We start from the raw sequence: 435 nt of genomic DNA, 5'->3' as shown, positions 1-435 counted from the left end.
CCGACGCGCTCGGCGAGTTCGGTGTCAGATATGCGGCCGTTCGCGTTGAGCGCGCGGAATATCTCGTAGTCGTGCTCGTCGAGGTAGTTTTCGAGGACGGCCTCTGGTGTGTTCGGGTCGGACGGCGCGTCGGCGGACGTGAGGTCGGGGTTCCCCATGGTTAGATATATTTGTGGGATTCGATTTGAAACTGCTGGTGCGTGAACGAATCAAAACGACACATGAGTTGTGTCGAATCGGCTATTCATTCGCGCCGCGCCAAGAGATGGTACGATAATGGTACGCTTCGCGGAACGCAGCTTCGAGGGCGGTGCTGCGGTCAGGCCGCGCGGCGTGTTCGGGCCGTCCGACGCAATCGAAACTCCCGAGACGCCCGGTGCGGCTGGGACGTCACCACCCTGCCTCACCCCGCGGGAGCGGTTCGTAGGAGATGTC

The 435-nt window shown here is 61.6% G+C and carries 1 protein-coding gene; it reads right to left on the bottom strand.

Annotated features, from left to right (window positions below):
* Window positions 1-158: AsnC family protein (locus tag D3D02_RS20080; RefSeq protein ID WP_147435818.1), on the bottom strand; the 158-nt coding region annotated here is incomplete at its 3' end.
* Between the last annotated feature and the right edge of the window lie 277 nt (window positions 159-435).

Origin of the sequence: Halobellus sp. Atlit-38R, from assembly GCF_003665925.1 — an archaeon.
In the GTDB taxonomy this organism is placed as follows: domain Archaea; phylum Halobacteriota; class Halobacteria; order Halobacteriales; family Haloferacaceae; genus Haloquadratum; species Haloquadratum inordinatus.
This window is presented reverse-complemented; position numbering and strand designations above follow the sequence as displayed.